The following is a 25,855-nucleotide window of genomic DNA, read 5'->3' as shown; positions in this document are numbered from 1 at the left end:
GCATGTGTGTGCATGCCGGGTTGTTGAGTGATTCGTGTGTCGGATGCCGGGTACGTCAGTCGGCTGACACAGCTATTAGCGTACGGTACCTGCACCGCTGTGCGCAATGAATACGCGCCTCCGTTTGCGGGCGGGGTGGTGCGGGGTGCACAGTAGCCGGGGGTGTTGGGGGATTCTGCTCTGTTTTGTGGCTTATCGGTGCATTTATGAGCTCAAATTTTTGCCAAAAATTTTAGGCACGCGACACGCCGGGGCATTGCGAATTTCACTCTGTGGACTGTCGTGTCGTGGGTGCTATTGGGGCGCAGCTGAAGAGCACCGAGCGTAAGGCTCTAGGTATAAGGCTCTGTGCATAAGGACTTTTGTGCATAAGGAAAGGGGTGGGCCGCACACACAAAGACCCACCCCTCATGTTCCGGATACTGTAATTTGGCGCGGCCTCGCACCGGTACCCGGAGTTTCATGGTCGATGCAGGAGAGATGAAGAGTCATCGACCACGTATATGGTGCCTGTCGGCACGTTTTTCTCGACTCTTCCCGCCCGCTCTTTCAGGTTCTGGTGTCCGGCTGAAAGAGCGGGTGGGAAGAGGCGAAAGCTTATGTTTCCCGAAGGGCTTAGAGGAACTTGGCGATGTCCTCGATCAGCGGCTTGAGGGTCTCGCGATCGATGTACTCAGCCTTGCCGGTCTTGTAGCATTCGAGCATCTGCTTGATGCCCTCGTTGGGGTTCGGGTTCGCCATGAGCCATGCGCGGACCGGGCCCTTCAGGGCGGTCTTGTGAGCCAGCGAAATCTTGTCGAAGTCGATGCCGCCACGCAGGTGGTAGATGGGGCGACCTTCGGTCAGTTCGGGGGTGTAGCTCTTGGCGACGGCCTTGTCGAGCAGCTTCTTGGAGTACTCACCGGTGAAGGAGACGGTGAAGAACGCGGTGCGGTTCTTCTTGGGCGCAATGACCGGCAGGATCTTCTTGCGAAGTGCCGGTGCGCCGTTGAGGAATCCACCGTAGTCACTGCCGGCGATCACGAAGGCGTCGAATGCCTCTGCCTGCTCGGGGGTGACCTTGGAGGCGGGGACAGTCTCAACTTCGGGAGCCTGCGGGAGTGCACGCAGATCTTCTGCCAGCCAGGTGGCGTACTGTTCGGTGTAGCCGTAGGTGGAGCCGAAGATAATCAGCACGCGAGTAGTCATCTGTGAACCTTCCAGATATATTTCGCATTTCAAATACTAATTATGGGTTCCAATATAGGCTAGGCGCGCGAAAATGTGAAATCGCCTAGCTCTTGGAGCCCTATCTATCTTCTCATAGCCCACTCTGAGTGTCTCTATGTTTTTGAAATACGATCGAAGGTTCTCGAGTGTGACTAAATATTGCGCAGTGCCCATTTTCTATAGGTAAAAAGCACCCTAATTTACTTTCCGGGCGAGGTGGGGGTGGAGGGGATGGAAACCGACTTCTCGTGGTGTGCTCGACGGGGGAGAGGTGATGTTCAAAATGCGACGTGAAACACAATTTCTTCGATGGAAAGAGTTGGGAGAAACATACCCAAGAGGGCGTAAAACCCCTATAATTGAGAAAGAGTCCCACGCATCCGGCATGTGGTTACCTGTTAGAACGCGTGGGAATAATTGGGAATTTGACGTTAGTCTTCCCCGGAAAATCAGTGTGAACCCTCAGTGGTCGCACAAAACAACACACAAAGGTTAGGTACATGAGGCGCGCAAAAATCGTTGCAACCATCGGTCCGGCAATCGAGTCCCCCGAGAAGATCTCCGAGGCAATCAAGGCTGGCCTGAACGTCGCCCGTCTGAACATGAGCCACGGTGACCACGCCGAGCACCAGGCACGCTACGACACCATCCGTGAACAGTCTGCAAAGCTTGGTAAGGACGTTGCTATCCTCGCCGACCTGCAGGGCCCCAAGATTCGCCTCGAGCGTTTCGCAAACGGCAAGGAATACCTTGAGCCCGGCGCAGACTTCACCATCACCTCCGAAGACGTTGAAGGTACCGCAGAAATCTGTGGCACCACCTACAAGGGCCTGCCCGGCGACGTAAAGCTCGGCGACAAGCTTCTGCTCGACGACGGTAAGATCCGCCTCGAAGCTATTGAGGTAACCCCCACCCGCGTTCGCACCCGCGTGGTCGTCGGTGGCCCCATCTCCAACAACAAGGGCATCAACCTGCCCGGCGCAGCAGTCTCCCTGCCCGCGCTGACCGAGAAGGACGCGAACGACCTGCGCTTCGCACTGAAGATGGGTGCAGACATCATTGCACTCTCCTTCGTTCGTACCGGCGCAGATGTTGACCCCGTCCACAAGATCATGGAAGAAGAGGGTATCCGCGTACCCGTCATCGCCAAGATCGAGAAGCCCCAGGCAGTCGATAACCTGCAGGACATCATCGACAAGTTCGACGGCATCATGGTCGCTCGTGGTGACCTCGGTGTTGAGCTGCCCTTCTCCGAGGTTCCCCTCGTCCAGAAGAAGGCCATCGACATGGCACGCCGCTGGGCAAAGCCCGTCATCGTGGCAACCCAGGTGCTCGAGTCCATGACCGACAACCCCGTCCCCACCCGTGCAGAGGTTTCTGACTGCGCTAACGCAATCCTCGACGGTGCAGACGCAGTTATGCTCTCCGGTGAGACCTCGGTCGGTAAGTACCCGATTCTGACCCTGCAGGCTATGGCCGCAATCGTTCAGGACACCGAAAAGGGCGGCCTGTACCGCGTGCCCGAGCTGGACCGCAAGCCCCGCACCCGCGGTGGCGCAATCACCCGCGCAGCAGTGAACATTGCCGACCAGCTGGACGCAAAGCTCATCGTAACCTTCACCCAGTCCGGTGACTCCGCACGTCGTCTGGCACGTCTGCGTCCCGAGACCCCGATCGTCGCGTTCACCACCAGCTCGAAGGTTCGCTCCTTCCTGTCCATGCTGTGGGGCGTTGACGCTGAGCAGGTTGAGATGATCACCGACCAGGAAGGTCTGTTCCACTTCGTGGACGAGTACCTGCTGAAGAACGGTCTGGCAGAAGCCGGCGACCTGGTCGTCGTTGCTGCCGGTGCTCCCGCAGGTCGCGCAGGTACCACCAACATGGTTCAGGTACACCGCGTCCACGGTGCTGAGGGCGAGCGCGAGACTCTGCGTCCTTACGAGGAGAACGAGGTCAAGCGCTAGGCCGCTCACCATTCTTTCCGATGCGTAGCTGAGGGTAATCCTCAGCCTGTACGCTCGGTGTATAGAGACCGCCGCCCGGTCGTGAAACTCTCACGGTCGGGCGGCGGTTTTGTGTGTTGGTGTAGTTGCCCCATCTGATGCGCGGATAGGTGTATAAGTGGATACAGAAAAGCGGCGGGAAAGCTTGAAACTTTCCCGCCGCTTTTGCGTTGGTGCCCGAGGTGGGACTCGAACCCACACTCCGAAGAACCTGATTTTGAGTCAGGCGCGTCTGCCAATTCCGCCACTCGGGCGTATCACGCGTTTACGCGTAACACCTTTAGAATTCTAACCCAGGCTGTCTAGAAAATCTAATCTATCTGACGTGTTGGGAGCGTTGTGGCGGGGCGGGGAGCGTGTGCTGAACGCTTCCATCGGGCTCCCGGTGCGCCTCGGCTACAGGTGCCCCTCAGTGTAAATCCTCGGCGTAAATCCTGAGCTGAGGGTGAACCGGCGCGGCTTATCCACAGGTGGAGGCGGGGGAGAAAGCGCGCATCCTGTATCCTTAAAGACTGACTAACCATCCCCGTTCGCCTTCGCGGCTGGGGGCCACCTCAACGTTAAGAAAGTGATCACGGCTCGTGTTCAATTCTCTCTCCGACCGCTTGACGGCAACTTTTAAGAACCTGCGCGGCAAAGGCCGCCTCTCCGAGGCAGACATTGATGCAACCGTCCGCGAAATCCGCCGCGCCCTGCTCGACGCTGACGTCGCCGTCCCCGTGGTCCGCGAATTTACCGCCCACGTGAAGGAACGTGCTCTCGGTGCGGAAGTTTCCGAGGCGCTGAACCCCTCCCAGCAGATCGTCAAGATCGTGAACGAGGAGCTGGTGAGCATCCTCGGTGGTTCGACTCGCCGCATCAACATGGCGAAGAGCGGCCCGACCATCATCATGCTGGCGGGTCTGCAGGGTGCCGGTAAGACCACCCTGGCGGGCAAGCTGGCTCACTGGCTGAAGGGCCAGGGCCACACCCCCATGCTGATTGCATCCGACCTGCAGCGCCCCAATGCGGTGACCCAGCTGAAGGTTGTTGGCGAGCGTGCGGGCGTGCCCGTGTACGCGCCGCACCCCGGTGTGACCAGCGAGTTTGACGTACCCACCGGCGACCCCGTGCAGGTGGCACGTGACGGTGTGGCTGAGGCGCGCGCTAAGCTACACGACGTGGTCATCGTCGATACCGCGGGTCGTCTGGGTGTTGACGCTGAGCTGATGCAGCAGGCACGTAACATCCGTGACGCTATTGAGCCGCACGAAGTTCTGTTCGTCATCGACGCGATGATCGGTCAGGACGCCGTGAACACCGCTAACGCCTTCAACGAGGGCGTGGACTTCACCGGTGTGGTCCTGTCCAAGCTGGATGGTGACGCCCGCGGTGGTGCGGCACTGTCGGTGGCTTCGGTGACGGGCAAGCCGATTATGTTCGCGTCCACCGGTGAGAACGTCACTGACTTTGAGCAGTTCCACCCGGACCGTATGGCAAGCCGCATCCTGGACATGGGTGACATCCTGACCCTGATTGAGCAGGCTGAAGCTCAGTGGGATAAGGCTGAAGCCGACCGCATGGCGAAGAAGTTCATCGATCAGGAAGACTTCACTTTTGAGGACTTCCTGGCTCAGATGCAGCAGATTCGTAAGCTCGGTTCCATGAAGAAGCTGCTCATGATGATGCCCGGCGCGGCTCAGATGCGTCAGCAGCTTGAGGCTTTTGACGAGCGCGAGATTGACCGCGTGGAGGCGATTGTTCGCTCCATGACCCCGCACGAGCGTGTGGCTCCGCGCATCATTAACGGTTCTCGCCGTGCCCGTATCGCTAAGGGTGCTGGTGTGACCGTGTCTGAGGTGAACCAGCTGATGGAGCGTTTCGCTCAGGCTCAGAAGATGATGAAGAAGCTCGCTTCGGGCAAGATGCCCGGCATGCCCGGCGGTATGCAGATGCCCGGTATGGCGGCTGCGGCGGGCGGCGCTCGTAAGAACGCGAAGAACAACAACAAGAAGAAGAAGGCTCGCTCCGGCAACCCGCAGAAGCGTGCGGCGCAGGAGGCGGCAGCAGCTAAGGCGCAGCAGGCACGCGCCGGTGCTGCGTTCGGTCAGCAGGCTCAGAACCAGGAGATGGATCTGTCCAGCATGAACCTGCCGAAGGGCTTCGAGAAGTTCCTGCAGTAAGAGCAAATATGAGCCCCGCGAGGGGTGGTACGGGTGCGCACGTGGTGACGGGGCGCACCCGTACCGGTATGGTGCCCGGTTTGGGTGTGTGAAGGGAAGGTATCAATGGCTCAGAACGAGCAGAATTGGGATCGAGAGAACGCGGATGATCAGCTGAATGAGCAGGTCACGCCGTGGTCTCAGCGCGCCTTCGCTGATGATTCTGTAGAGGAACCTGCTACTGAATCTGCCGCCGAGTCTGTAGAGGAGTCTGCAGGCGAGCCTGTAGCTGAGGAGGGCTCGTTGGGCTTCTCCGAAGCTTCCGCAGAGGATCTTGATGATGACTTTTCGGATGACTTCGCAGGCGACCTTATGGGCGACTTCGACGATGATTCGAGCATCCTTCCCGGGTACACCCCTGTCTGGGCGCGCATCGCCCTCGAGTACGGTGAGCACTCCGCCGAGCTGGCGGGCGACCTCGTCTACTCGAGTGAGAGCGATGACCCCGCCGTTGACGACGTTGCCGCAACTATCCTGAACCTCATTCGTGAAGCCCGCAGCATGCACGATGAGGTGAAGGCGGAAGACCCCGATAAGCAGCGCGCCTGGAACGACCGCACGAAGGTTGACCGCCTCGCCGCCGCCCTGGAGAGCGAAGAGTGGACCGTCGATAAGCTCACCGACATGTGGGAGGACGCCCCCGCACCCGCCGGTAGTGGCGAATCGGATAGCCCCGAGTACCTGCGCGCCCAGGATGAGGAGCGCACCGCCGAGAAGCAGCGTAATGAGCGCATCGAGCAGACCATGGAGCTGGAGGAGAAGATTCAGCGCCGCCGCATCATGGCTCGTTCCACCACCGATGAGGAGCTGATTGCCGCCCTCATTGAGGCGACCGCCGCCTCCCCGGAGCTGATTGCCTACGAGATGGGCGAGCATCAGGTGCAGCTCTACGTGCTGTGTGCCGTGGACGATGAGGGCTACATGAACGTGCTGGAGGTTGCTGATGGTCACCTGCACGTGGGTACTCCCGTTGAGGATTATGTGGCTCAGCTGGTGGATCAGCTGCCGGTCACCGGTGCCGCCCTGGAGGGTGAGGCGACCGTGTGGGAGGAGCTTCCCGGTGGACAGGGCGAGCTGGAGTTCCTGGTGGACGGCGACGCCGCCATGCTCGTTGACCTGCCCATTGACATGATTACCGGGCTTCTTTTGGCGTACCTTCCTGCCGGTACTCGGCAGGTTGTTGCCGCACCGGCGGGGGAGTGGACCCTCATTTCTGCCGACCCGGTGGACCTCATGGCTCTGCTGGGCCTGCTGAACTGCAACGCCCTGATTGCTGAGGGCAACGCGAACCAGCAGCACCTGGTGGTGTACGAGGAACCCGCCCGCGAGCCCTACTCCGATGAGGAATGGTACCTGGAGGCGTTCGGTGAACCCTACGAGAATATCGTGGAGGAGTTCACCTGGCAACGCGTGCCTAAGCGCCTGAACCGTGCCCTCAGCCGTGAGGAAGTCGCCCGCTTTGGCGGCGTGCTTGAGGATCTGCTCTCGGAGCTTCCCGGTAGCGCCCCGGAGCTTTCAGGCTCGAAGATTTTCGGTTCCGATGAGGACGAAATCGAGCAGGGCATCGCTAACGTCATGGCGATGTTTGGCGTGGAAGCTGATTCCATTACCGGCCGCCGCCTGAACGCGTACCTGCGCGATACGAGCAATACCCTGGCGCTGGAGTCGGTACTGCAGCTGCTGGATGTTCCTACCGAGCTGGCGCTGGTTCCGACCACCGGTTTTGATGTGGCTTCGATTAGCACGGCGCGCGTCTTCGGTAACGAGGATGAGGAGCTCGCACAGCCCGCCGGTTCTGCTGAGCCTGCCGGTTCTGCTGAGCCTGCTGAGTCTGAAGCTACTGATGCGCAGGCATCTGAAGCTGTGGACGTTACCTTCCCTCTGGAAGACTCCGTTGCCGAGGCTACCTTCGCTGAGAACGCTTTCTCTGAGGACACTGCCGCGGAGGACGATTCCTTCGAGGCCGACGAGGAAATCGAGCCCTACCTGGGCGGCTACACCTCGCCCCTGGACCGTAGCTACCGCCTCGTTGCGACCGGTCGCCGTGTGACCCTCGCCGAGTGGATGGACGCTCTCAACAACGCGCACATCCCCTACGAGTACACGCACATGGGTTCGCCGGAGGGTTCTGCGCCGGATTCCTTCGTGGAGACTGAAGAGGGTTACCTGTCTCTTGACAGTGCCCTGCACGAGGCTGACTCGGCACTGAACGAGGAGCAGGCATTGCACGAAGCAACGGTGAGCCAGCAGGCTCCCGAGGGCTCTGCCGCGCTCGCGCATCAGGACCTCACTCATCAGGACCTTGCGCATCAGAACGATGCCGCGGTGGGCGACGAACCTGCGCCGAACTCATCGCAGGATGCCGAGCCCCAGGCTCCGAAGTCCCAGAGCCCCGCACCGCAGAGCTCATCCGCACCGCAGAGCTCATCCGCTCAGGGTTCCGCTCCGCGTTCGCGCCGCAAGCGCCTGACCCCGGAGCAGATTCGTGCGAAGACCCGCCGTGTGGGTCTTGTCCTGGGCGCGGATGTGACGGCTCAGAGCGCTATTGCCCTGACCCTGGCAAATGTGGCGCGCCGCCGCCGCGCGCGGGGTAAGGCGAGCCGCAAGTTCTCGGTGGCTGCCGCGCTCTTTGCGCTGAACGCTACGGTCGAGTCGGCTCTGATTCCGACGGTTCTGCGTTCTTTCGAGCAGACCCAGTTGAAGAAGCATGCCCGCCCGGTGGCGGATGCTGAGCTGGTGCATCCGGGTGACACCGTAGGTGAGCAGCCCCCGACCAAGCGCACTCTGATTGATGACCTACGTGAGGGCCACTACCGCACGGTGGAGGACGCCGCCCCGTCCACGGAGCAGGCACCCTCTGGACTGCGTGAGCGTGCCCTGGGTATAGTGCGTAGCATCAGGCAGCGTGCTGCGAAGAAAACCGACCGCTAAAGGAAAGAAGCCATGAAGGATTCCTATCTGAGCGATGAAGAGCTGAAGGCTTTTATCGCGACCCTCCCCACGCGCCGTTTGGCGGCGGGCGCGCTGATTCGTAATGAGCGCGGCGAGATGCTGCTGGTGAAGCCGAACTATAAGGACGGCTGGATTCTTCCCGGCGGTACCGTGGAGGCTGGCGAGGCGCCCAAGCCCGGCTGCGAGCGTGAGATTGCGGAGGAGCTGGGCCTGGACCTGAAGCTGGGCCGCGTGCTGCTGATTTTCCACGGCCTGTCGCTGGGCGTGTGGGGCGATTCGACCTACTACATGTATGACGGCGGCGTGATTGCGGCGGATACGAAGATTACCCTGCAGGATGCCGAGCTGGTGACCTATGAGTGGGTGGCTCCGGAGAGCCTGGAGGGCTATGTGCGCCCGTCGATGGTGGAGCGTCTGCGTGAGTGCTACCGCGCTCTGGAGACGGGGGAGACTCTGGAAATGAGCAACCTCGACTCCTAGTAGCCCCGAATCCTGGCATCCTCGACTAGAGCTCATCGGTGAGGGGATTGCCGGGGCAGCTGTTTGAGCCTAAACTGGGCACAGAACGCTGTTTAAAAGTGATGTTCGGTGCCTGCGGCAATTATTTTTCCGTGTCGCTAGCTTAAAATCTTGGGCTCTGATACCCTAGCTGAGTACCCGGCGACGCGCGACCCCTCTCTTCGCGCGCCGTTGTGTCCATAGAGGCGCCGTGAATGGCCCGCCCCACGGGTGCTGAACCGTGTGCCTCGCACCAAATTATGAAACAGGAGTAACCACTAAAGTGGCTGTTAAGATTCGTCTCAAGCGTATGGGTAAGATCCGCGATCCTCGTTACCGCGTTGTGGTCGCTGATTCGCGCGTCAAGCGCGACGGTAAGACCATCGAAGAGATTGGTATTTACCACCCGACCGAGCACCCCTCGCGTATCGAGATCAACTCTGAGCGTGCTCAGTACTGGCTCTCCGTCGGCGCACAGCCGACCGAGCAGGTTCTGGCTCTGCTGAAGCTCTCGGGCGACTGGGCTGCATTCAAGGGCGAGAAGGCAGAGTCCAAGGTTCTGCCCGTCGAGGCTAAGGCTGAGTTCGTTGTTCCCGAAAAGGGTTCTGTGATCCTGCCCGAGGCTATCACCCCCAAGGCTGAGAAGGCTGAAGAGGCTGCTGAGGAAGCAGCTCCCGAGGCTGAGGCTGAGGAAGCAGCTGAGTAATCATGTTGGCTGACGCACTCGAACACCTGGTTCGAGGGATTGTCGATCGTCCGGAGGACGTGAAGGTGCGCCTGCGCACTCAGCGTCACCGCGAAACCCTTGAGGTTCGCGTGCATCCGGATGACCTGGGCCGAGTTATCGGCAGGTCCGGTCGTACCGCCAAGAGCATCCGTCTGGTGATGGACGCTATTTCTGATGGCGAGCCGATGCGTATCGACATTATCGACACCGACAAGAAGCGACGCTAGCTCGTAACGTTTGAAGCGCCCCCGTTTCCGGTTTTTCCGGAGGCGGGGGCGTTCGCGTACCCGGGGGCCTGTGGGTGGGGCTGGCGGCAGAATGCGCCCGTCCGGAGTGCCCGGTAGAATAGTGGGAGCCGTGCACGTGCGCGGCGTAGGTTTTTAGCTTGTATCCAGCGGAGGAAAATTATGCAGGTTGTGGTGGCTCGTATCGGTAAGCCGCACGGTATTCGTGGTGAGGTGACGGTTCAGCTCTTTACTGATGCCCCGCAGGAGCGTTTTGCCCGCGGTGAGGTGCTCGGTATCGAGAATTTCAAGCCTGGCTCTGCTGCCGCTTCGGTGGCGCCTACCGGTGAGCTGACGGTTGCCGGTGCCCGCTGGAACAAGAAGATTCTGGTGGTCCGTTTTGATGAGGTGACCACCCGTAATCAGGCTGAGGAGCTGCGCGGTAGCCGCCTGGTGTACGAGGTGCCCGAGGATGAGGGCGATGAAGAGGGCTTCTACGAGCAGGAGCTGGTGAACCTGCCCGTGTACCTGCTCGCTGACGTGCCCGAGGGCGAGAGCCCCGTGGATAACCCGGCTGTGGGTAAGCCGCTGGGTAAGGTGACCGGTCTGCAGACCATGCCGGTTCAGGACCTGCTACTCATTAAGCTGGCTCGTTCGCCGCGTCTTGCCTCCGGCGCGGGTGAAGAGATTATGATTCCTTTTGTTGAGGAGATTGTACCCGAGGTGGTTCCCTCCACCGAGGACGAGCCCGGCTTTGTGCTGTTGACTCCTCCGGCGGGTCTGATTGACCTGGTCGAGGATGCTGAGCAGGCTACCGAGCAGGCGGGGGAGTAGCCCGTGCGCTACGATGTGGTCACGATTTTCCCCGAGTACCTGGAACCGCTGAAGCTGTCCCTGCTGGGTAAGGCGCGTGAGAAGGGCCTGGTGGACCTGCACCTGCACGACCTGCGCGATTACACGTTTGACCGTCACCGCACGGTGGATGACACCCCGTACGGTGGTGGCGCTGGCATGGTCATGAAACCCGAGCCGTGGGGCCTGGCCCTGGACGAGGTGCTTACCGCCTCCCCGCTAAAGGCAACTACTGAAGGCGATGCTGAGGGTACCGAGCCCGCCGCTGATACCCCTGCTGATACCCGTCCGCTGCTGATTGTCCCGTCCCCGGCGGGTGCCGTGTTTGATCAGGCGATGGCGTACGAGCTGGCGGAGGAGAAGCATATTGTCTTCGCCCCGGCGCGCTACGAGGGTATTGACGAGCGTGTGCTGGACTGGGCGCAGGAGAGCTTCCGCGTGATGCCCGTGTCCCTGGGTGACTACGTGCTTTACGGTGGTGAGGTTGCGGTCATGGCAATGATTGAGGCGATCACCCGCCTGATTCCCGGTGCGATGGGTAACCCCGCCTCCCTGGAGGAGGAATCGCATACGGGTGGTCTGCTGGAGTACCCGGTGTACACGAAGCCCGCCGTGTGGCGTGACCGTGAGGTGCCGGAGGTACTGCTGTCAGGTAATCACGGTGCGATTGCGCGTTGGCGTCGTGACCGTCAGATTGAGCGCACCCTGGAGCGCCGCCCGGATCTGTTGGAGGCGTACCCGGTGGAGCAGTGGGATAAGAAGGATCGCCGTTTCTTGGCTGAACGCGGGGTGCATTTTGCGAACCCGGCGAAGGTGGCTCAGAAGAAAGCGAAGAAGAGCCCCGCAGCTCCCGCCGATACCACCCAGCCCGAGGCAAATTCCTAGGGGCCGAACAGGCGCTCGCGAGCGCCTCGTAATCCTCTGAATGGGGGTTAGCGTCATATAACTGTTAGTTGGCGCTAACCCCTATTTTTTGTACCCGTAAACCGTTATTCTGAGGGTAACCTCGCTAAGAACATAGCTCACCTATAGCTGGTGCGAGGTGGTAATACGCTTTCATCGTTGAAAGTACGTACTCAACAGAAGGAGGACACATGTCCGTTGTTAAGGTTCACCGTCTGACCGTCACTGGTGACAATCACGCTGAGCTGGAGAAGCGCTTCGCCGCTGCCCGCCACATTGCTGACTCTTTCCCCGGCTTCGAGGGCTTCGAGCTGTGGCGCCCCCTGGATGAGGGTGGCGACTATTTCGTGGTGACCCGCTGGGTTGATGAGGCAAGCCACGATGCGTACGCGGCGGCTCGTCGTGAGCGTGACCCGAATACTGTTGTCTCTCACGCTGACGGCACCATGAGTTTCGAAAAGGTAGAATTCGGCGAGTAATGACTCGCTCAGGGTAGCCTCGGGGTAATTCCTGTCGATAATCGCCCTGAGTAGGGATTTTATCTTATTTTCATCTCATATATTGAGGGGTCGCACTGACTTTTCTAAATATTGCTTTAAGTGGGTATTAGCCCATGTGGAGGCGATATAAGGAAGGTTTGATGCGACCCCTCCTTGATTTTTCGGGGTTTAAAACCTGCAGGTATTTCGTGGTGGTTGGATATGTGGGTTTAGCGCTATAAAACACCTGAAATACGCTCAATAGGCGCCGCTGGAATACCTCAACCCAAAAGTGACACCATGGTGCAAAAAGGTTATTATTAGTCCCGAGAGCACGCTTCGCCCGAGTCGGTAGTTCGGGCGAGGACAGCAATCTCCTCTCGGCTGTATCGCATGAGACAGCCGAGTCACTCAAGGGAGTATTCAGCGCACCCGTGTGAGCACCTCCTCTGCATAAGGAGGTCTGGCAAGGGAGCCGACTCAACTATCACGTATTCACACAAGTGGTGCATGGTACTGGACCCCGCAATATATGGGATGGGAGCTTGGTGGTTCGAGCGTTCATTGTGGTTGATGACTCTCCCAGCCGCGGATAGAAAAGTGCTTTGCTTAGCGGGTGGGCAATTCGGTGGTCCGGACCGAGGCTCACCCGCTCCGCTGTTTAAAACTGACTTTTACACGTCCCAGACTTGGACTATACGTTACCTAGCGTTCCTGTACCTAGTGCTTTTCGGGTACCGGGCGCTCACGGAACTCGATGGGCCGCTTCGACTTCGGCAATGAATACATGACGCGCAAGTATGCATCCTCGACTAGTTCCTCCAGCACCTGCTCGGTCACGCCCTCGCCGGCTCCCACAGAAATCCAGTGCCGCTTATTCATGTGCCATGCCGGGATGATGCTCGGGTAGATGCGCTGCAGCACCTCCGACTCTTCCGGATCGGTCTTCAGGTTCACAATGGGGTAGCCGATACCATCCGTGTACATGGCGAACATCTTGCCGCCGACCCGGTACACCGTGTGCTCGGGCCCGAACGGCTGGTCGGAGGTTGCCAGCGGCATGGCGAGTGCGAGGCGGTGCAGGGTCGGCTCCAGGTCCTCGGGTCGCAGAAGTTTGGGGGAGGGGTTTGTGCTCATAGCTTCGAGTCTAGTGCCCCGCACGGTACCCCGCCTAGCACGCAATCAAAAACTCTCGTACTGCCCGGCAAATCCACGCTAAAATAGGTAACTATGGCTGAATTTATTTATCAGATGATCAAGGCCCGCAAGACTGTGGGCGACAAGGTCATCCTTAACGACGTGACGATGTCGTTCTTCCCCGGCGCCAAGATCGGTATGGTTGGTCCGAACGGTGCGGGTAAGTCGACCATCCTGAAGATCATGGCTGGCCTCGACCAGCCGTCCAACGGTGAGGCACGCCTGACCCCCGGTTATACCGTGGGTATCCTCATGCAGGAGCCGCCGCTGAACGAAGAGAAGACCGTTCTGGGCAACGTTGAAGAAGGCGTGGGCGAGATTAAGTCCAAGCTGGACCGCTTCAACGAAATCTCCGCCCTGATGGCTGAGCCCGACGCTGACTTCGACGCCCTCATGGAAGAAATGGGTCAGCTGCAGGAAGCTATCGACGCCGCTAACGCGTGGGACCTCGACTCCCAGCTGGAGCAGGCTATGGAGGCGCTGCGCTGCCCGCCCGCTGACATGCCCGTCACCCACCTCTCCGGTGGTGAGCGCCGCCGCGTGGCACTGTGCAAGCTGCTGCTGCAGAAGCCCGACCTGCTGCTGCTCGACGAGCCCACCAACCACCTGGACGCAGAGTCCGTGCTCTGGCTGGAGCAGCACCTGCAGTCCTACGAGGGTGCCGTCATCGCGATTACCCACGACCGTTACTTCCTCGACCACGTGGCAGAATGGATCGCCGAGGTTGACCGCGGTAACCTGTACCCCTATGAGGGTAACTACTCCACCTACCTGGAGAAGAAGCGCTCCCGCCTTGAGGTTCAGGGCAAGAAGGACGCTAAGCTCGCTAAGCGCCTGAGCGAGGAACTGGACTGGGTCCGCTCCAACGCTAAGGGCCGCCAGGCTAAGTCAAAGGCTCGTCTGGCACGCTACGAGGAGATGGCTGCGGAGGCTGAGAAGACCCGCAAGCTTGACTTCGAAGAGATTCAGATTCCTCCGGGACCCCGCCTGGGTAACGTCGTTATTGAGGCTGAGAACCTGCAGAAGGGCTTCGACGGCCGCTCCCTGATTAACGGTCTGTCCTTCTCCCTGCCCCGTAACGGCATCGTGGGTGTGATTGGTCCTAACGGTGTGGGTAAGTCCACCCTGTTCAAGACCATCGTTGGCCTGGAGCCCCTCGACGGCGGCAACCTGAAGGTCGGCGAGACCGTCAAGATTTCGTACGTTGACCAGAACCGTTCGAACATCGACCCGGAGAAGAGCCTCTGGGAGGTCGTCTCTGACGGTCTTGACTACATCCAGGTCGGCAACGTTGAAATGCCTTCGCGTGCGTACGTGTCCGCGTTCGGCTTCAAGGGCCCGGACCAGCAGAAGAAGGCGGGTGTGCTCTCCGGTGGTGAGCGTAACCGCCTGAACCTGGCGTTGACCCTCAAGCAGGGCGGTAACCTGCTGCTGCTCGATGAGCCCACTAACGACCTGGACGTTGAGACCCTCGCATCCCTGGAAAACGCGCTGCTGGAATTCCCCGGCTGTGCCGTGGTCGTCTCTCACGACCGTTGGTTCCTGGACCGCGTGGCAACCCACATCCTGGCGTGGGAGGGCACCGATGAGAACCCGGATCAGTGGTACTGGTTCGAGGGTAACTTCGAGTCCTACGAGAAGAACAAGATTGAGCGCCTCGGCCCTGAGGCTGCTAAGCCGCACCGCGTGGTGCACCGCAAGCTGACCCGATAGGGTTTGGTTCGGTAGCGAGCCCCGCCTCCTGTGTTGTTGAAGCACGGGGAGGCGGGGCTTTGCTGTATGCGCTAGATACCGTATGCGCTGGCTAGGGGAGAGGTGTTCGCCAGTAGAAATAGTGCGCCCAGTAGTGACCAGCACGCCATCGCAGAGTTCACATTCGCGGTTTAATGGATGTGTACAACTAACGCATTCGATACGAAGGGTAGAGTGTCATGCTTTCAAAATATAACTGGATGTCCCTAGTCACCGGTCTGCTACTGGTCGCTGCGGCAGTCTACATGTTCGCCAACCCCGCCACCCCGCTGGCTGTTCTGGGTTTCGTGTTTTCCTTTGCTGTGCTTCTCGGCGGCGTGTTTGAGGTGGTCCGGTACTTCGGTGTGCTGAAGCCGGCGCGTACCGGCTGGGACCTGGTCAACGGCATCCTGACCGTGGTCGTTGGTCTGATTCTGCTGACCGCATCTGCGGGCGCGCAGGCGACGTACATTCCGACCATTGTGGGTGTGTGGCTGATTGCCTGGGCGCTGATCCGTCTGATGATCGCTCAGGGCCTGAAGTACCTGAGCTACGCCGCTGGACGCCACCTGCAGTTCTCCGCTATCGGCGCCTTGGTCCTGGGTCTGCTCGTGGTGCTGTTCCCGATGTTCTTCGGAGCGGTTGCCGTGTGGCTGATTGCCCTGGTGCTGCTGCTGGCTGGTCTCGTGTTTGTGGGTGACTTCTTTGTTTCCCGCCGCACCAAGAGCACCGTGCACATTTCCCCGGACGGTGTGATTGACGTCGAAGCCAAATAAGAGCTTCCAAACGGCTTCTAGACCGTACACTAGAACATAAGAAAGACCGTGTGAGACAACCACCTCACACGGTCTTTCTGTATGCTCTAACGTTTTGAGCTGTCGCTGTGCCGAAGCTTTAGGGTACCTGCGGCTTTAGCGGTACTCTGCTTTAGCGGTACTCGGGCAGGCGGAACATCATTTCCTGCGCCACGGTTGCCACCAGCTCGCCGGAACGATTGAAAATCGAACCCTGCGAGAGCATCCTGCCACCCTGCGCGCTCGGGGAGTCCAGCACGTACAGCAGCCACTCATCGGCGCGCGCCGAACGGTGGAACCACATCGCGTGATCCAGCGACGCGCTCTTCATGCCCGGCTCGAGCCAGAACTTGCCGTGACGGCGCAGAGCGGGCTCCAGAGGCAGGTAATCCGAAGCGTAGGCGATAGCGGCGCGGTGCTCCGCCTCCGACGCCTCAGAACCATCAGCATGCACCAGGCGGTCAAAAGTCTTGAACCACACGCAGGCACGCGGCTCAGTCGAGGAGGAATCCGGCTGAGTGTACAGGGGCGCATCCACGTGGCGCATATCAATCGGACGCTCCCACGCCACAGCCTGCGCAATCGGATGCGGCAGCTCACCCAGGTAGTCGCTGACCTTCGGCAGGGATTCGGGGTCCGGAACCTCCGGCATGGTGACCGCGGTGTGCTCCGGGCCGCGGCTCTCCGCCTGGAAAGACATAATCGCCGAGAACATGGGAGCCTCATCCTGGAACACCTGCACGCGGCGGGTCGAGAAGGAGCGGCTATCGTTCAGGCGCTGAGTGGCGAAGAACAGTTCACGCTCAATATCGCCGGGGCGCAGAAAATAGGCGTGAATCGAGTGGATGTCCTTGCCCTCCACCGTGCGGTCGGCGGCAATGATCGACTGGGCAAGAACCTGACCACCGAAAGTACGCGGCTGCTCGCGGGTGAGCGTCACACCGGTGGACACTTCATCGCTACCGAAGGAGGCGGGCGCCGCCTCCACGGGGGAGAGGTCCAGCATCCGCATGAGGTTTTGGGTCACAGTGGGCTTGGTCATGGTTTTATTCTCGCACGTTTTCAATGAGCCGGTTTCTGGCGTAGAGTGGGAGAGCATACTCTGAGACAACCACGACGGGTTGATTCGGAACATTGACTAGGAATAATGACACCGGATTATCGATCCGGAACGTCTGCCTAACACACCATCGCATATATCACCCACCAACTTGCCACCGAGCAGGCCAACGCCGAAAAGGAGCAGAAATGACTACGCCGTCTGACACCACCCCTGCACAGGAAAACGCTCCCGACCAGAACAATGCGCCCGCACCCATCGAGCTCAAGTACAACCCCCACGAAGGCGTGGAGGAGCCCTTCCTGATTCTGTCCGGCGGCGCCCAGGGTGCCGCAGTGGTCAAGGACCTTGCCACCTACATTTCTCGCGCCCTGGCGGTCAACCCCGATGCGGCAATCCGCCTGACCGCACGCGGTCGCGTGGTGGCGGTATTCGCCTGCTCCCTGGAGCCGGAGGACGCCTCCTCGAACACCCCGGTCATTATGGGTCTGCGTGCCCTGCACCTGTTGGCTGATTCCACCCTGGACATGACCGTTCAGGCGCAGGCGCTGCTGGATCGTCTGGCGCGTCTGCAGAAGCAGGCAGAAGAGCAGGCTAACGAGGAGAACCCGCAGCTGGTGCTGTTCATGCCGCCGGTGACCGTCAACGCCAGCTGGGCGGGTAAGTCTGCCCCGCTCAGCGGCTGGCACGAAGTCGGCACCGTTCCGGTTGAAGAGTTCCACCGCGCCACCGCAGAAGGCCTGGATGCGGTAGAACGCGCCCTGCCCGAGAACCCCGGCGCCGCGGTGCTTTCCACGGTGCGCTCGCGTATTTGGTCCTCCGATATGGTGCTGGAGTACCTGCCCGAGTTCGATACCGTGCTTGTACCGACCGGCGCGGCATTCGCCCTGCGCGTGTTCGGCTTCATCCCGGAAGGCTTCACCGGCGATCTGCCGCTGTTTGCTGCGCATGTTGGTTCGGAGGAGTGGCTGCGTATTGTGGCACCCGCCGGCATGGTGCTGGTGCGCCGCGGATCCGGTGCGCTGCTCTAACTCTCTCCTTGAGACAGTTTTAGACTTTTTACGCTGGTGGTGTGGGCTCCTAGCCTACGCCACCAGCGTTTTTATGCTGCATGACATCAACGGGGTGGTTGTAATAATGACATTCGATAGGACATTACTTTACGCAAATAAGGTATTCTAAAAAGACTACGCCCTTCACCGGGGCGTCTATGACACACCGATTTACCAGCCACACCGCACGGGAATCTTCCGCCGCGCCCTCACCAGGCACATTCTTCCCGTACGGATCGAAAGTGAGACCTTTATGGATCTGATTGCAGTCGACATTGACGGCACCCTTGCCAGTAACCGAGATCAGATGGACAAGTACCTGACCGGTTTCTTCGCCAGCAACCGCCGATTCTTCAAGGCTATCCGCAACGCCACGGTCAATGTTGAAGTTGCCGACCGTGTTCGCGAAATCGCGGCAGAAACCGGCGCAGAGGTCGTAGTGATTACCGGCCGAGACGGCACCTACATGAAGGAGCTGAACCAGTTCATCGCCCGCGCTGGTCTGGAACCCAAGCACGTATTTGCTAAGCCTGGCAACGATGGCTCCAATAGCCCCGCTTGGAAGGACTCCATCCTTGAGTCCCTGATTGCTGACGGCAACCGCATTATCCACGCTTTTGAAGACACCGACCATGAGGTGTACCTGCGCCGCGGTATTCCCGTGACCTTGGTTGCCCCGATTCGTGACTACATTGGCGAATGGCACTACGAGGCAATCGACATTGACCCGGTTGCTTGGGCTGCTGAACAGCGCGAGAAGGAAGCTGCTCGTGAGCGTCAGAAGCGTCGCCTTGCGGAGGGCGTGCTGGCACACCAGAAGGCTGAGGCGAAGGAACGCCGAGCAGGCATCGCGGCATAAAACCCGCACACTAACTGTAGAGCTGCGGAGGGTAACCCACTCAAACGAATGAGGTGCCCGGAAGGATTGAATCCTTCCGGGCACCTCATTTTCGTTTATAGGTCCGGTGTCAACGATGCTCTACACGGCTGATTTAGGCGGTGCCGAGCAGTTCACGCAGACGAGCCGCAAAGGGTGCCGCCAGCTTGTACTGTGCCTCGTCCTTCAGGTGCACACCATCAGCCATGTCACCCTCAGTCAGGTAGATGGTCTGCCAGTCCGCAGTGTCCATGAACAGCACGCCGGTCTCTCGTGCACCCTGTCGTGCAACCTCGTTCGCCACGTGACGCTTATGAGCCACCTGCTTATCCGTTGCCGCGTCCTCGCTCATCGACACCACGCCGCCGAACACAATCTTCGAGGACGGGTACATGCGTCGCAGCTGCTCAATGACCTGAGTCTGGTGCGCGTTCACGTGCTCGCGAGCCTTCGTCTCATCCTCGTGGATGTAAATGTCGTTACCGGAGGCATCCAGGTAAATCACACCGGGGTTACCGCTCGGCAGAGCCCAGCGGCCACCCATCACGCCCTGATAGTAGGAGGGGCACACACCCTCGCGGGCGGTCACAAAACCCACGCCGCCGCAACGGAACAGGTACGGTACAAAACCTGCCTGCTTCAAGCCCAAACCAACCCAGGAGGTTGAGGTCACCTGCGAGTCACCAATCACCAGGGCGTCCTTAGCGCCCAGAACGTTGGTGTTACGCGGCAGGCTGTTCGCCTTATCCCAGTAGAGTTCAGCCTTCTCAAACTTGGTGTACAGAACGCCGTTCTCGGAACGCCAGCTCACCGGCAGGCCCTCCCAACCGGCAAAGTCGCTGTACTCTCGCTGCTTCCACCAGTGCGTGTAGACGCCAGTTTCCACCGCGACCGGGCCGTACTTGGGGGTGTACATGACCACGCCGCCCTTGAACTGCTGAACCAGCATGTCTGCGGCATCAGCGGAGGTTGAGAACGGCGCCTGAATCTCACCGGTTGCCTGTGCGCCTTCCTTGCCGAAGGCGTTCTGCGCGGTGCGTTCAATCTTCTGCGCCGGGGTAGTCGGTTCCGGAGTCGGCTCGGGAGAGGGAGACTCGCTGGGGCTTTCCTGCGCCGACTGGGTAGGCTCGGCGCTCGCGGCAGCGGTAGCGGCAGTGGCACCGGGCGCGTTGAAGCCTCCTGCGGAGTACACGCCAAAGGAACCGGCGGCAACCACAGCAACGATTGCGCCGGTCAAAGAAGCTTTCGCGATAGGAGACTTGATAGAAGGCATGCACAACAGTATACGATAGGCGCAACCCCAAGTAGAGAGCTTTTTAGGGATATTCAAACGAAAAAGACAAAAAATATGCACTGCAGTGACAAGAATTTAGACTCTTGATGCAAAACGTCCCCTCCCACCCCGCAAACGGGGTAGAAGGGGACGAACAGAAACTCATGAGAGCGGGCAGTAAACCTGCCTCAGCTCACAAGCATTGTTAGATGTCAGCAGCCTGAACCTTCAGTGCACGAGCCACGCCGTCGCGTGCCTCCGCAATCTGACGGTACAGTGCCGCAGCATCCTCAGGCAGAGACGCCAGGTACTTCTCGGTGCGCTCCAGCAGCTCAGCGGTCGGCTCGCTCGGGTACATGCCACCAATAATCTGCATGGAAATCTCGTGCGAACGCGAACGCCAGATGCCCTCAATCTGCTCGAAGTACGGCTCGTTGTACTGGGCAATCAGCTCGGGCTTGCCGGACTTGAAACCGGAAATAGCGTAACGCTGAATCATGTTCGACAGCTCGCCGGTCACCATGATCTTGTTCCAGTACTCAGCCTTAGCCTCCGCGGTCGGAATCGATGCGTATGCCTGAGCAGCGTACTGCTGACCGTTCGCGGTGTTGTCGTTCTCCAGCTCCGTAGCAATCTGCTCGGCGGAGAAGCGGCCACCGGTAGCCAGACGGCACACCAGGTTCCAACGCAGGTCAGCGTCAATGTCCAGGCCCTCAAGGGTCAGCTCACCCTCGAAGAGGCGCTGCACGTTGTTGTACTGGTCCTCGGTGCGGGTCTGGTTGATGAACGCCTGCAGTAGCTGCAGCTGAGCATCCGAATCGGGCTCTGCAACGCATGCCAGCTCCCACAGACGGTCAGCGGCACGGTGGCGGGTCTCCTCGCGAGCCTCGGGAGCCACGAAGGAGTGCAGGGTAGCGGACAGGTTGTTAATCTGGGTGCGCAGAGCGGTGGAGTTGGTCTCCTTGCCAATGTTGTTCAGCACCAGGTCAACGTACTTACGTGCCGGCATCTGAGCGTCACGCACGGTATCCCAGAGCGAACCCCAGACCACGCCTCGAGCCACGGACGAATCAATGTCGCCCAGGTGCTTGATAGCGGTCTCGATGGAACGCTCGTCCAGGCGAATCTTTGCGTACGCCAGGTCCTCATCGTTCAGCAGCAGCAGGTCGGGGCGCTTCTTGCCGAGAGCCTCCTCAACCACGGTCAGCTCGCCGTCGATGTCCAGCTCGATGCGGTCGGTGCGGGTCAGCTTGCCGTCCACCAGGTTGTAGAAACCAATCACTGCACGGTGCGGGCGCAGGGTCTCGAAGCCCTCAGCGTAGGACTGGCGAATACCCAGCGAAGAAATGTTGCCAGCCTCATCGTTCTCAACCTCAACGGCAAGAGTGTTCACGCCGGCGGTCTCAAGCCACTTGGCGCTCCAGGCGCGCACGTCGCGGCCGGAGGTGCGCTCCAGCTCAACCAGCAGGTCGTCCAGAACGGTGTTGCCCCAGCTGTGCTTATCGAAGTACACCTTCAGAGCGGCCATGAAGTTCTCCTGGCCAACCCACGCCACCATCTGACGCAGCACCGAAGCGCCCTTAGCGTAAGTAATGCCGTCGAAGTTCACCTGAACATCGGCAAGGTCACGAATCTCAGCCACAATCGGGTGGGTCGAAGACAGCTGATCCTGGCGGTACGCCCAGGTCTTCTCCGAAGCAGCGAAGGTAGCCCACGCCTCCTTGGCGTAGCGAGTGTTCTCCGCAGCAGCCAGGGTCGACATGAACTCAGCGAAGGACTCGTTCAGCCACAGGTCGTTCCACCACTTCATGGTGACCAGGTCGCCGAACCACATGTGAGCCAGCTCGTGCAGAACGGTGATAGCGCGGCGCTCACGCAGAGCCTCCGCAACCTTGGAACGGAAGACGTAAGTCTCCAGGTAGGTCACGCAGCCAGCGTTCTCCATCGCACCGGCGTTGAACTCGGGCACGAACAGCTGATCGTACTTCTCGAACGGGTACGGGGTCTTGAACTGCTCCTCGTAGAACTCGAAGCCCTGACGGGTCAGCTCAAACATGTCCTCAGCGTCAACGAACGGCATGAGGGACTTACGAGCGTACACGCCCAGCGGAATGACGCGACCCTCAGAGTTGGTCAGCTCGCTGGTGACCTTCTCGTAGGGGCCAGCCACAATCGCGGTAATGTACGAAGACATGCGCGGGGTCGGCTTGAAGTACCAGGTCTTCGCACGGCCGCAACCGCACTCCTTGTCCTCAACCTTCACCTCGGGCTGGTTCGACACAACCACCCAGTGCGAGGGCACGCGCACAATAAACTCAAAAGTTGCCTTCAGATCGGGCTGCTCAAAGACGGGGAACACGCGGCGGGAATCCGGCACCTCAAACTGGGAGTACAGGTACACCTCGCCGTCAGCGGGGTCCACGAAACGGTGCAGGCCCTCACCGGTGTTGGTGTAGAACATCTCTGCATCAATGACCAGGGTGTTCTCAGCCGCCAAGTTCGGCAGCTGGATGCGCTCGCCGTCAGCCAGGTCGGTGCTCAGCTCTTCGCCGTTGAGGTTAATGGACTTGACCGAGGAGGTGATCGCGTCAATGAAGGTGGAAGCACCTTCCTGAGCGTCGAAGCGAATTTCAACCTTCGAGGAGAAGACGTCTTTGTCCTTCGGCAGGTCGAGTTCAATACGGTACGAGTGCACGCGCTTAATAATGGATGCGCGTTCGATTGCCTCATTGCGGGTTAGGTTCAGGCCGGGCATACAGCTCCCTCTCCTTAGATGTGAATAGCGTGCCGTGCTGACACGCCCTGTCATGGTGTGCTGGTTCCCGAGGCGCGCGGCTCCTGCGACGCTGCATACGTGGCGCTGGAGACGTTCAAGCTTGGGCGCGGCGAATCGGGACACCAAAAAGTGCCATATCCCACAGTCTACCGTATAGGTGGGGGTCTAGAAGGCTCCGCATTACCCGAACCCGCGCGAATTCGATACAGTTAAGACAGAAAAAACCCAAACGGGGAGCGTATCCCACCTGATGGATGCGCGGCGCACTCTAGCAACGGCGCTCAGAACTGAGAACCGGCGCCTCCCACGAACGCACAAACGCACGTCACCAAGACAAAATCACCAGGAGAGTACCATGCGCGTACACATCGCAACCGACCACGCTGGCCTCGAACTGAGCCACTACCTGATTGAGTCCCTCACCGCTGCGGGATACGAGATGATTGACCACGGCCCCGCCGACTACGACCCGCTGGATGACTACCCCTCGTTCTGCATTAACGCGGCGCTGGGCGTGAAGCGTGACCGCGAGGCAGGTCTGGACTCCCTGGGTATTGTGCTGGGCGGTAGCGGCAACGGCGAGCAGATGGCTGCGAACAAGGTTGATGGTATCCGCGCGGCTCTGGCATGGAACCACGACACCGCAGCGCTGGCTCGCGAGCACAACAACGCACAGGTCGTTGCTGTGGGCGGCCGCCAGCACAGCAAGGAAGAAGCACTGGAAATCATCAAGGTCTTCCTGGCTACCCCCTGGACCAACGAGGAGCGTCACGCACGCCGTATCGGCCAGCTGGCTGAGTACGAGCAGACCGGCGACATTGCCGGCAAGCAGATTGACGCTGCCTAAGCTCTAAGAATCTGAGGCGCATAGTGCAGGCTATGCGCCTCGGTCGTCTCTGCACTCCAGATAATCCGTACTGTTTGTATCCGTGCTATTTCTAGCCGCCGAGTTTTCGAGGGGGACCCGTGCCCGAAGGCCACTCCATTCACCGTATCGCCCGCCAAATCAGCGACGTATTCACCGGCGAGCGCGTGCAGGTTTCCTCCCCGCAGGGCCGCTACGCTGAGGGCGCAGCCCTGCTGGACGGCCACACCATCACCGGCGCGTACGCGCACGGTAAGCACCTGTTCGTGACCTTCGAAAACGACCTGACCCTGAACGTGCACCTGGGTATTTACGGTAACTGGAGCTTCGGCGGCGACGAGACGTTCACGGGCGCTTCGAGCATTGGTGCGCCCCGCAAGATTGGCGAGAAGGAATACGCGGCGGGGGAGGGGGAGCCTTACGCCGGCCCTCCCGAACCGAAGAGTACGGTGCGCTGCCGTATTGTATCGGAGCACGGCTGGGCTGACCTGGTGGGTCCCACTATTTGCCGCACGCTCACGCCGGAGGAGGTGCGCACCGTCCGCTCGAAGCTCGGCCCGGATCCGCTCAATCCGGATGCGGACCCCGAGCAGTTCTACCGCGCCGCACGTAAGAGCTCCCGCCCGATTGGTGTGATTCTGATGGATCAGGCGGCAATCTCTGGCGTGGGTAATATTTTCCGTGCCGAGTCGCTCTACCGCCAGGAAATTGACCCGCTACGCCCCGGTAAGAGCCTGAGCGACGATGAGCTCAAGCGCCTCTGGGAAGACAACAAGCACCTGCTGGTTATCGGCGTGCGCGTGGGACGCATCATCACCACCGAACCCGAAGACCGCCCCGGTATTCCTGAGACCGAGGCGTGGCCCGACCATGCGAACTACGTGTACATGCACCACGGCGAACCCTGCCGCCGCTGCGGAACCACCATCCGCATGGAAGAAATCGCCGGACGCAAGCTCTACTGGTGCCCCGGCTGCCAGAAGTAGCTACAGGAAGAGAAGAACAATGGCTGAGGCTCTATTGGTGGTGGATGTTCAGAGGGGTTTTCTGCATCCGCAGCTACCGGCTAGAAATAATGACGGTGCGGAAGAGAAGATGCAGAAGATTATGGAGGATTTCCGCTGTTCAGGGCGCGAAATAATCCATATTCAGCATCGGGGAACGGATTCGAGCTCCTTCTTTTACGATGAGGAAAATATTAGGTTCCAGAGCGGATTTGAGCCTCGTGTGGGGGAGAAGGTATTTACAAAAAATGTGAATAGCGCATTTATTGGTACAAATCTGCTTGCCTATCTGCGTGAACGCGGGATTGATCGGCTCACGGTGATGGGTTGTACGCTGCCGCATTGTGTGTCTACCACTGTGCGGATGGCGGCAAATTATGGTTTTCAGGTGACTCTTGTTGAGGATGCCTGCGTAACCTTTGCTCTTTCTGATGGTGCCGGTGATTTTCTTTCCCCGGAGATGGTGCACCTCTACAATATTGCGGCGTTGCGCGATGAATTCGCCACGATTGTCTCGGCGCAGCAGGTGCTTGAGAAGTATATATAAGTTAGGCTGGAGCGTGCGGATTCCGAGCGTGCGAGGGGATAAATCCGCATGTGGAAGGGCTCCGTAGCGAATCGTTCAGGATAGTTCTCGAGGGGATGACGGGCTGGAGGGTGAAAATCCCGAGCGCGCGAGGGAATGTATTTTCGCCCGGAAGCGATTCCCTGCATCCCCGAGCACAAAAAAATCCCCCCGACAACGTCGGGGGGATTGTGCGAGGGGATGACGGGAATCGAACCCGCGTAATCAGTTTGGAAGACTGAGGCTTTACCATTAAGCTACATCCCCGGAATGGAACTTGACCATAGTAACGAGGTTCCGTCTGCGCTGTCAAACTCTTTGGGGTGTTGGTCCGGTTTTGTGTGGTGGTTTTGGCGTGTTCTTGCGGGCGCTCGCCTCCTCTTTTTGTGCCGGTCTGTGCATCCTTATGGGGCGAGTACGCGCACAGTGGAAATAAACCGCGCACGAGCCGCTGTGTTGGGCATTTAGCGGGAAAACAGGTAAACTAGGGCACTGACTGTGTTAAAACACGCAAGTGCACAACACGGTCGGTTTCACGGGGCGTGGCGTAGCTTGGCTAACGCGCCTGCTTTGGGAGCAGGAGATCGCAGGTTCGAATCCTGTCGCCCCGACG

Annotated in this window: 21 protein-coding genes and 3 tRNA genes; 17 read left to right on the top strand and 7 right to left on the bottom strand. The window is 59.7% G+C overall.

The window, feature by feature from the left end:
- Positions 1–615 precede the first annotated feature (615 nt).
- Complete coding sequence (locus tag RWL87_RS06400; RefSeq protein WP_313969291.1) at positions 616–1,188, bottom strand: flavodoxin domain-containing protein; 573 nt, start codon at positions 1,186–1,188, stop codon at positions 616–618.
- Between the two features lie 521 nt (positions 1,189–1,709).
- Between RWL87_RS06400 and pyk the strand changes: the two genes are divergently transcribed.
- Positions 1,710–3,173, top strand: coding sequence for a pyruvate kinase (gene pyk, locus RWL87_RS06395; RefSeq protein ID WP_313969290.1), 1,464 nt, complete (start codon positions 1,710–1,712; stop codon positions 3,171–3,173).
- Between the two features lie 210 nt (positions 3,174–3,383).
- Here pyk and RWL87_RS06390 read toward each other — a convergent pair.
- Positions 3,384–3,466: transfer RNA gene (locus RWL87_RS06390), tRNA-Leu, on the bottom strand.
- 327 nt (positions 3,467–3,793) lie between these two features.
- Between RWL87_RS06390 and ffh the strand changes: the two genes are divergently transcribed.
- The 8 genes from ffh to RWL87_RS06350 all read left to right on the top strand — a co-directional run bounded on the left by ffh (position 3,794) and on the right by RWL87_RS06350 (position 12,048).
- Positions 3,794–5,374: a signal recognition particle protein gene (gene ffh, locus RWL87_RS06385; RefSeq protein WP_049342095.1), complete on the top strand. Its 1,581-nt coding sequence runs from the start codon at positions 3,794–3,796 to the stop codon at positions 5,372–5,374.
- A gap of 105 nt (positions 5,375–5,479) precedes the next feature.
- On the top strand, positions 5,480–8,344 hold the full coding sequence (locus RWL87_RS06380) for a hypothetical protein (RefSeq protein WP_313969289.1): 2,865 nt from the start codon (positions 5,480–5,482) through the stop codon (positions 8,342–8,344).
- A 12-nt stretch (positions 8,345–8,356) separates the two neighbouring features.
- The gene (locus RWL87_RS06375; RefSeq protein WP_313969288.1) at positions 8,357–8,845 is read left to right on the top strand and encodes an NUDIX hydrolase; all 489 of its coding nucleotides are present in this window, start codon (positions 8,357–8,359) and stop codon (positions 8,843–8,845) included.
- Positions 8,846–9,146: 301 nt separating this feature from the next.
- Positions 9,147–9,569: a 30S ribosomal protein S16 gene (gene rpsP, locus RWL87_RS06370; RefSeq protein ID WP_049358453.1), complete on the top strand. Its 423-nt coding sequence runs from the start codon at positions 9,147–9,149 to the stop codon at positions 9,567–9,569.
- A gap of 2 nt (positions 9,570–9,571) precedes the next feature.
- Positions 9,572–9,817 carry an RNA-binding protein gene (locus RWL87_RS06365; protein WP_005505691.1) on the top strand — a complete coding sequence of 82 codons (246 nt, stop codon included), beginning with the start codon at positions 9,572–9,574 and terminating at the stop codon, positions 9,815–9,817.
- 180 nt (positions 9,818–9,997) lie between these two features.
- On the top strand, positions 9,998–10,648 hold the full coding sequence (gene rimM, locus RWL87_RS06360) for a ribosome maturation factor RimM (protein WP_070634724.1): 651 nt from the start codon (positions 9,998–10,000) through the stop codon (positions 10,646–10,648).
- 3 nt (positions 10,649–10,651) lie between these two features.
- Entirely contained in the window at positions 10,652–11,551 is a 900-nt protein-coding gene (gene trmD, locus RWL87_RS06355) for a tRNA (guanosine(37)-N1)-methyltransferase TrmD (RefSeq protein WP_313969287.1), read from the top strand.
- A 209-nt stretch (positions 11,552–11,760) separates the two neighbouring features.
- Complete coding sequence (locus tag RWL87_RS06350) at positions 11,761–12,048, top strand: antibiotic biosynthesis monooxygenase (protein ID WP_313969286.1); 288 nt, start codon at positions 11,761–11,763, stop codon at positions 12,046–12,048.
- Positions 12,049–12,768: 720 nt separating this feature from the next.
- Here RWL87_RS06350 and RWL87_RS06345 read toward each other — a convergent pair.
- Positions 12,769–13,185, bottom strand: a complete 417-nt coding sequence (locus RWL87_RS06345) for an MmcQ/YjbR family DNA-binding protein (protein WP_313969285.1) — start codon at positions 13,183–13,185, stop codon at positions 12,769–12,771.
- A gap of 93 nt (positions 13,186–13,278) precedes the next feature.
- Between RWL87_RS06345 and ettA the strand changes: the two genes are divergently transcribed.
- Together ettA and RWL87_RS06335 are read left to right on the top strand one after the other, a co-directional pair.
- Entirely contained in the window at positions 13,279–14,958 is a 1,680-nt protein-coding gene (gene ettA, locus RWL87_RS06340; protein ID WP_311469426.1) for an energy-dependent translational throttle protein EttA, read from the top strand.
- A 218-nt stretch (positions 14,959–15,176) separates the two neighbouring features.
- On the top strand, positions 15,177–15,752 hold the full coding sequence (locus tag RWL87_RS06335; protein ID WP_313969284.1) for a DUF308 domain-containing protein: 576 nt from the start codon (positions 15,177–15,179) through the stop codon (positions 15,750–15,752).
- A 151-nt stretch (positions 15,753–15,903) separates the two neighbouring features.
- On the opposite strand, the gene RWL87_RS06330 is transcribed toward RWL87_RS06335, so the two are convergent.
- The gene (locus RWL87_RS06330) at positions 15,904–16,812 is read right to left on the bottom strand and encodes an acyl-CoA thioesterase II (RefSeq protein ID WP_313969283.1); all 909 of its coding nucleotides are present in this window, start codon (positions 16,810–16,812) and stop codon (positions 15,904–15,906) included.
- 206 nt (positions 16,813–17,018) lie between these two features.
- Between RWL87_RS06330 and RWL87_RS06325 the strand changes: the two genes are divergently transcribed.
- Positions 17,019–17,861 (top strand): transcriptional regulator, encoded by an 843-nt coding sequence (locus RWL87_RS06325; protein ID WP_313969282.1) that lies wholly within the window; start codon positions 17,019–17,021, stop codon positions 17,859–17,861.
- A gap of 274 nt (positions 17,862–18,135) precedes the next feature.
- Positions 18,136–18,741, top strand: coding sequence for a peptidase (locus RWL87_RS06320; RefSeq protein ID WP_313969281.1), 606 nt, complete (start codon positions 18,136–18,138; stop codon positions 18,739–18,741).
- A gap of 133 nt (positions 18,742–18,874) precedes the next feature.
- Here RWL87_RS06320 and RWL87_RS06315 read toward each other — a convergent pair whose 3' ends face one another.
- Together RWL87_RS06315 and pepN are read right to left on the bottom strand one after the other, a co-directional pair.
- Positions 18,875–20,032: an SGNH/GDSL hydrolase family protein gene (locus tag RWL87_RS06315; RefSeq protein ID WP_313969280.1), complete on the bottom strand. Its 1,158-nt coding sequence runs from the start codon at positions 20,030–20,032 to the stop codon at positions 18,875–18,877.
- A gap of 205 nt (positions 20,033–20,237) precedes the next feature.
- Positions 20,238–22,787 carry an aminopeptidase N gene (gene pepN / locus RWL87_RS06310; protein ID WP_313969279.1) on the bottom strand — a complete coding sequence of 850 codons (2,550 nt, stop codon included), beginning with the start codon at positions 22,785–22,787 and terminating at the stop codon, positions 20,238–20,240.
- Between the two features lie 376 nt (positions 22,788–23,163).
- Here pepN and RWL87_RS06305 point away from each other — a divergent pair, with 376 nt between their 5' ends.
- The 3 genes from RWL87_RS06305 to RWL87_RS06295 all read left to right on the top strand — a co-directional run bounded on the left by RWL87_RS06305 (position 23,164) and on the right by RWL87_RS06295 (position 25,224).
- The gene (locus tag RWL87_RS06305) at positions 23,164–23,655 is read left to right on the top strand and encodes a ribose-5-phosphate isomerase (protein ID WP_005505713.1); all 492 of its coding nucleotides are present in this window, start codon (positions 23,164–23,166) and stop codon (positions 23,653–23,655) included.
- 119 nt (positions 23,656–23,774) lie between these two features.
- Positions 23,775–24,659: a DNA-formamidopyrimidine glycosylase family protein gene (locus RWL87_RS06300; RefSeq protein ID WP_313969278.1), complete on the top strand. Its 885-nt coding sequence runs from the start codon at positions 23,775–23,777 to the stop codon at positions 24,657–24,659.
- 19 nt (positions 24,660–24,678) lie between these two features.
- Complete coding sequence (locus RWL87_RS06295; RefSeq protein WP_303937085.1) at positions 24,679–25,224, top strand: cysteine hydrolase family protein; 546 nt, start codon at positions 24,679–24,681, stop codon at positions 25,222–25,224.
- 214 nt (positions 25,225–25,438) lie between these two features.
- Here RWL87_RS06295 and RWL87_RS06290 read toward each other — a convergent pair.
- Positions 25,439–25,509 (bottom strand) — tRNA-Gly (locus tag RWL87_RS06290).
- Positions 25,510–25,778: 269 nt separating this feature from the next.
- Between RWL87_RS06290 and RWL87_RS06285 the strand changes: the two genes are divergently transcribed.
- Positions 25,779–25,853, top strand: a tRNA-Pro gene (locus tag RWL87_RS06285).
- Positions 25,854–25,855 lie beyond the last annotated feature (2 nt).

The sequence above is a fragment of the uncultured Rothia sp. genome (assembly GCF_963555405.1).
Taxonomy (GTDB): Bacteria; Actinomycetota; Actinomycetes; order Actinomycetales; family Micrococcaceae; genus Rothia.
Note: the sequence above shows the minus strand (reverse complement) of the source record. Positions and strands in the feature narration are given on the sequence as shown.